Origin of the sequence: Micromonospora sp. NPDC049799 (genome assembly GCF_040656655.1) — a bacterium.
GTDB lineage: Bacteria > Actinomycetota > Actinomycetes > Mycobacteriales > Micromonosporaceae > Micromonospora.
Genome location: NZ_JBFAMU010000362.1, coordinates 1 through 5078, shown reverse-complemented (window position 1 = coordinate 5078; position 5078 = coordinate 1). Strand labels below are relative to the sequence as shown.

The following is a 5078-nucleotide window of genomic DNA, read 5'->3' as shown; positions in this document are numbered from 1 at the left end:
GTGGCTGGCCGCGACGACCACCGTGTGCCGGGCGGCCAGCCGGGGGAGCACCGGGAGCAGTCCCTCGCCGAGCGCACCCGCCTCCAGCGCGGTGAACAGCACCACCAGGCTGCGGTGCTGCCGCCGGCGCAGCAGCTCGGCGGCGATCAGGTCGAAGTCCGTCTCCACCAGCGACGGTTGCAGTGGGGCGAGCGCGTGGACCAGCCGGGCGAGCAGGGCCGGGCGGGTGCCGGTGACCGTGGCCCGTACGGCGTTGTCGGCGGCGAGCAGGTCGACCCGGTCACCGGCGCGGGCGGCCAGGGCGGTCAGCAGCAGCGCCGCGTCGATCGCGGTGTCCAGCCGGGGCTCGTCGCCGACGCGGACCGCCGAGGTGCGGCCCGTGTCCAGCACGCACACCAGCCGCCGGTCCCGCTCCGGGCGCCACGTCCGCACCAGCACGTCGGCCCGGCGGGCGCTGGCCCGCCAGTCGATCGAGCGGACGTCGTCGCCGACGACGTACTCGCGCAGGGCGTCGAACTCGGTGCCCTGACCGCGTCCCCGGCTGACCTGGGTGCCGTCGATGACGCGCAGCCGGGACAGCTTCTCCGGCAGGTGCCGGCGGGAGTCGAACCGGGGCAGCACCCGCAGTGTCCACGCGGGCGTCGCCGGGCGGCCGGAGCGCTGCCGGAACGCCAGGCCCAGCGGGCCGAGGGAGCGGACGGTGAGCGCCGTCGCCGGGCGGTCGCCGCGCCGCAGCGGGGTCAGCCGGGTGGGGAGCGACACCGTTCCGCCCGGCTCGACCCGGACGACCCGGGACGGCGGTACGTCGGGGTGGGCGCCGGCCGACGGCACCCAGGCGTCGCGGACCCGGGCACGCAGCGTACGGCCGGTGGGGTTGTGCAGCACCAGTGCGACGGTGGCCGTGTCGCCGAGCCGGACCGCGCGGTCCCCCTCGCGTGCGGCGGTGAGGGCGCCCGGCGGCACCGCCAGCGTCCGGTCGAGCAGGGCCACCAGCAGCACGGCGGCGGCCATCACCAGCAGGCCGGCGAACGGCGACGGCCAGAGCGGCAGGGTGACCGCGCCCGCCGCCAGCAGGGCCGCCGCCCGCCAGGTCATCGCGGTGTCGGCACGGTGGCGAGCACCGTGTCCAGCACCGCGTCGACGGTGACGCCCTCCAACTCGACCTCGGGCCGCAGCCGCAGGCGGTGCCGCAGGGTGGGCCGGGCGACCGCCTTGACGTCGTCCGGGACCACGTAGTTCCGGCCCGCCAGCCACGCCCACGCCTTCGCCGTGCCGAGCAGTGCCGTCGCGCCCCGGGGGGACGCGCCCAGCTCCAGGGCGGGGGTGGCGCGGGTGGCCCGGCACAGGTCCACGATGTAGCCGAAGAGTGGTTCGGCCAGGTGGACCTGCCCGACCGACGCGCGGGCCGCCGCCAGGTCCGCGGCCGTCGCCACCGGCCGTACGCCGGCCGCCCTCAGGTCCCGGGGGTCGAAGCCGGCGTGGTGCGCCCGGAGCACGCCCAACTCCTCCTCCCGGCTGGGCATCGGCACGGTCAGCTTGAGCAGGAACCGGTCGAGCTGCGCCTCGGGCAGCGGATAGGTGCCCTCGTACTCGACCGGGTTCTGGGTGGCGGCCACGATGAACGGGTCGGGCAGCGGACGCCGCTCGCCCTCCACCGAGACCTGCCGCTCCTCCATCACCTCCAGCAGCGCAGACTGGGTCTTCGGCGGGGTGCGGTTGATCTCGTCGGCGAGCAGCAGGTTGGTGAATACCGGCCCCTCGCGGAAGGCGAACGCGGCGGTGTGCGGGTCGAAGATCAGCGAACCGGTGACGTCGCCGGGCATCAGGTCGGGGGTGAACTGGACCCGCTTGGAGTCCAGGTCCAGTGCCGTGGCCACGGTGCGGATCAGCAGGGTCTTCGCCACTCCCGGCACGCCCTCCAGCAGCACGTGCCCCCGGCAGAGCAGGGCCATCAGCAGGCCGGTGACGACCCCGTCCTGCCCGACCACCGCCTTGGCGACCTCCTGGCGCAGGCGGTGGAGGGCGGCACGGGGGTCGTCCGGGACGGTGGCCGTCGGCTCGGCGGTTCCGGCGGGTCGGGTCACCGGGGTTCTCCTTCGGGTCGGTGCGGGTGCGGAGCGTCGGCCGGCGGGAGCGGCCCGGCGGGGTGCGGGGCCACCGTACGGGCCACCCGATCCAGGTCGCGGGCCAGCTCCAGCAGCTCCTGGTCGGAGTCGGGCGCCGGCCCGTACAGCAGGTCGCCGGTGCGGTCCTCGCCCTCGCCGGTGTGGGCGGTCACCGCCGTGACGATCTCGCCCGGTGGGGTGCTCGCCGGGAGGTTCAGCCGGGGCAGGAGCCGGGCCAGGGTGGCGGTGCGCAGCGTACGGGCGGCGGCGTCCCGGGCGCCGGCCTGCTGGTAGAGGCGGGCGCGACCGAGCACCGTCTCCGTCGACCGGACGGTCACCGGCAGTGGCTCCGTGCTCGGCGGGCCGAGCCGGCGGGCCCGCCAGAGCGCGGCGAGCAGTGCGGCCAGGGCGAGCTGGAGCAGCAGGGCCCAGAACCAGCCGGGGAAGGCGTTCCAGAGCGGGTTCGGCGGGTCGGAGTCGCCGTCGGCGGAGTCGTCGCCGTCGGTCGAGCCCTCGCCGTCGGTGGATCCCTCGCCGGAGCCGTCCCCGTTGCCGGGCCCACCCGGGCGCCCGTCCCCGTTGCCGGGCCCACCCGGGCGCCCGTCCCCGTCGCCCGTCCCGCTGCCGTCGCCGGTGCCGTCACCGGAGCCCGGTCCCCCGTCCCCGGGACGGTCGCCGGTGGGGCCGGAGGCGTAGGTGGGCGCCGGCGCCGGACCGTCGAGGTCCAGCCAGACCACCCGCCCGGTGCCGCCGAGCAGGGCAGTGGCGAACGCGCGGTTGTCCCACTCGTCGAGTCGTGCGTTGCGGAACGGGTCGCTCGCCCCCACCACGACGGTGTCCGCCGTCGTGGACCCGAACCGCACCAGGTGGTCGGCGAAGCAGAAGTCGGCGTCCACCACCCGGTCCAAGGAGGTCGTCCAGCGCTGGAGACCGAGGGCGACGGGGCCGGTCCCGGTCAGCTCGGGCAGCGGGCAGGACAGCCCCCGGGCGTCCGGCCCGACCTCCCGCGCCGCCCAGCGGCGGTCGCCCGGGGCCACGGACAGCCCGGCGGAGAGCAGCACCCGCAGCGGCGGGTCGACCAGCACCACCCGGGTACGGGCGGGCAGGGCACCGAGGGCGGCGACCGTCCGGGGGTGCACCAGGGCCGGGGACGGTACGAACAGCGTGGCGGACCCGGACCGGGCGGCCGCCAGCGCGCGCAGGGTGTCCGTCTCCCGCTGCACGGTCACCCCGCGCTGTCGCAGCGCGTCGGCGAGGCGGCTGCCGCCGTCCGCGCCGCTCGACACGGGGGACAGGAAGCCGCCGTCGGTCGGGTCGGGCTGGTCGACGGCGTGGGTGACCAGGGTGGTGACGAGCAGCGCCGCGGCCAGGCCGAGCGGGAGAAGGATCCGGTGCCGGCGTCGCCGGGGGCGGGCGGTGGCGCGGGGCGCCGGTGGGGCGGTGGTGGCGCCGGCGGTCACGGTGCCTCCCCGGCCAGCAGGCGGTGCAGGTCGTCGGCATGCTCTCGCATGCGGCGGTCGTGCTCGGCCGTAACGGGCTGTCGCGCGTACCACAGCTCGGTGAAGATCGCCCCGGCGGCGCCGAGCGGTGGCGCGACCGGTGGGCGGTTCCGGGCCGCGGCGGCGACGACCTCGACCACGGTCATGCCCGGTTCCGGCGTCAGCACCCGTCGGGTGGCCAGCTCGCCGATCATCGCGCGCAGGCGCTCCCGGACCGCCTCGGCGTAGCGGCCCTGCGTCGCCAGCCGGTCCGCCAGGGAGACGTGGCCGGGCACCGCCGGCTCCGCCTCGGGTTCCCGGGGCGACGGTACGGCGGGCGCGGCACCGGCCCGTGCGCGTGCCCGCCGGCGCCGTTTCGCCCGGCGGGGCAGCCGCAGTCGGGGCAGCCGCAACCGGGGCAGCCGGCGGGGCACCCAGGCCGGGAACGTGTACCAGGCGACGGCGGCCAGCACCGCCCCGAGCACCAGCAGCAGTGCCACCAGCGGAAGCGGTACCCGGTCACCGAGGTTCGCGGTCGTCTCGGTCCACCACCGGCTGAAGCTCATCGGCCGACCGCCAGCAGCGTCTCCTCGGGTGCCTCCGCGCGGGCCCGGGACAGCCGGATGTCCAGCCCCTCGGTGCGCATCCGGGCCTCCAGGTGCAGCACCGCGTCCAGGCAGGCCAGCGCCGGGTACGCGACGGCGTTGACGGCCGCCCACAGCCCCAGCGACAGCGCGATGGTCCAGTCGTCGTCCAGCAGGTTCAGGGTCTCGACACCGTAGAAGACGCCGACACCGAGCCCGACCCGCACGATCCACCACACCAGGTAGCCGAGGAGCCGCAGGGCGGCCGCCCGACCACCGCGTACGGCCAGCGCGGCCGAGCGCGGCAGGGCCCGGGCGGCACCCACCCGGTCCACGACCAGGGCCGGGGCGATGCCGCCGAGCAGGGCGAAGCCGAGCAGCCAGACCGGGCCGAGCAGGGCGGCGACCACCATGACCAGCGCGACCAGGGGAGCGTTCAGCAGGGTGGCGCCCCAGCGTGCCCCGGCGGGACGCACCAGTTCCCGCACTCCCGCCGTACGCCCGACCAGGGCGGCGCCGGCGGCCCGCCCGGCCGGGTTGCCGAGCAGCAGGACGATCACCGCCTCGACGGCGGCGCCGACGGCCAGCAGCGGCCAGAACAGGGCGAACCCGTCGAAGCCCACGGTCCAGGTGGGTGGCCCGGTGCCGGCGGCGAGGCGCAGCGGGTACAGCAGCAGTTGCTCGCCCACCGTCAGCACCAGGGCGAGCGGGACCAGCACCGCGGCGTGGTCGCGCAGCAGCAGGACGGCCGAGTCGAGCACCTCGCCCACGGTGAGCGGACGGCGCGGCAGGACGACGGTCGGGCCGGCGTCGGGCACGCGTACTCCTCAGGCGGTGGACGGACGGGCGCCGCGCGGCGGTGGCGCGCGGGACCGCACGTGTCACCATGATCCCTGCGTGCGGCGCCGCGC

Annotated in this window: 5 protein-coding genes; all 5 read right to left on the bottom strand. The window is 77.2% G+C overall.

The window, feature by feature from the left end; all coding sequences use genetic code 11:
• Positions 1-1095 (bottom strand): DUF58 domain-containing protein (locus AB0I76_RS22150; protein ID WP_357038544.1); only part of this gene is annotated, 1095 nt, incomplete at its 3' end.
• The gene (locus tag AB0I76_RS22145) at positions 1092-2084 is read right to left on the bottom strand and encodes a MoxR family ATPase (protein ID WP_357038541.1); all 993 of its coding nucleotides are present in this window, start codon (positions 2082-2084) and stop codon (positions 1092-1094) included. The genes AB0I76_RS22145 and AB0I76_RS22150, both read right to left, overlap by 4 nt.
• On the bottom strand, positions 2081-3565 hold the full coding sequence (locus AB0I76_RS22140) for a DUF4350 domain-containing protein (protein WP_357038538.1): 1485 nt from the start codon (positions 3563-3565) through the stop codon (positions 2081-2083). Before AB0I76_RS22140 ends, AB0I76_RS22145 begins: the two co-directional genes overlap by 4 nt.
• Positions 3562-4149, bottom strand: coding sequence for a DUF4129 domain-containing protein (locus AB0I76_RS22135; protein WP_357038535.1), 588 nt, complete (start codon positions 4147-4149; stop codon positions 3562-3564). The genes AB0I76_RS22140 and AB0I76_RS22135 overlap by 4 nt, the downstream gene beginning before the upstream one ends.
• Positions 4146-4985 carry a hypothetical protein gene (locus AB0I76_RS22130; RefSeq protein WP_357038533.1) on the bottom strand — a complete coding sequence of 280 codons (840 nt, stop codon included), beginning with the start codon at positions 4983-4985 and terminating at the stop codon, positions 4146-4148. Before AB0I76_RS22130 ends, AB0I76_RS22135 begins: the two co-directional genes overlap by 4 nt.
• Positions 4986-5078: the final 93 nt, after the last annotated feature.

Coding starts and splice junctions, on each gene's coding strand:
- AB0I76_RS22135 (WP_357038535.1), bottom strand. CDS start 4,149: ATGAGCTTCAGCCGGTGGTGGACCGAGACGACCGCGAACCTCGGTGAC.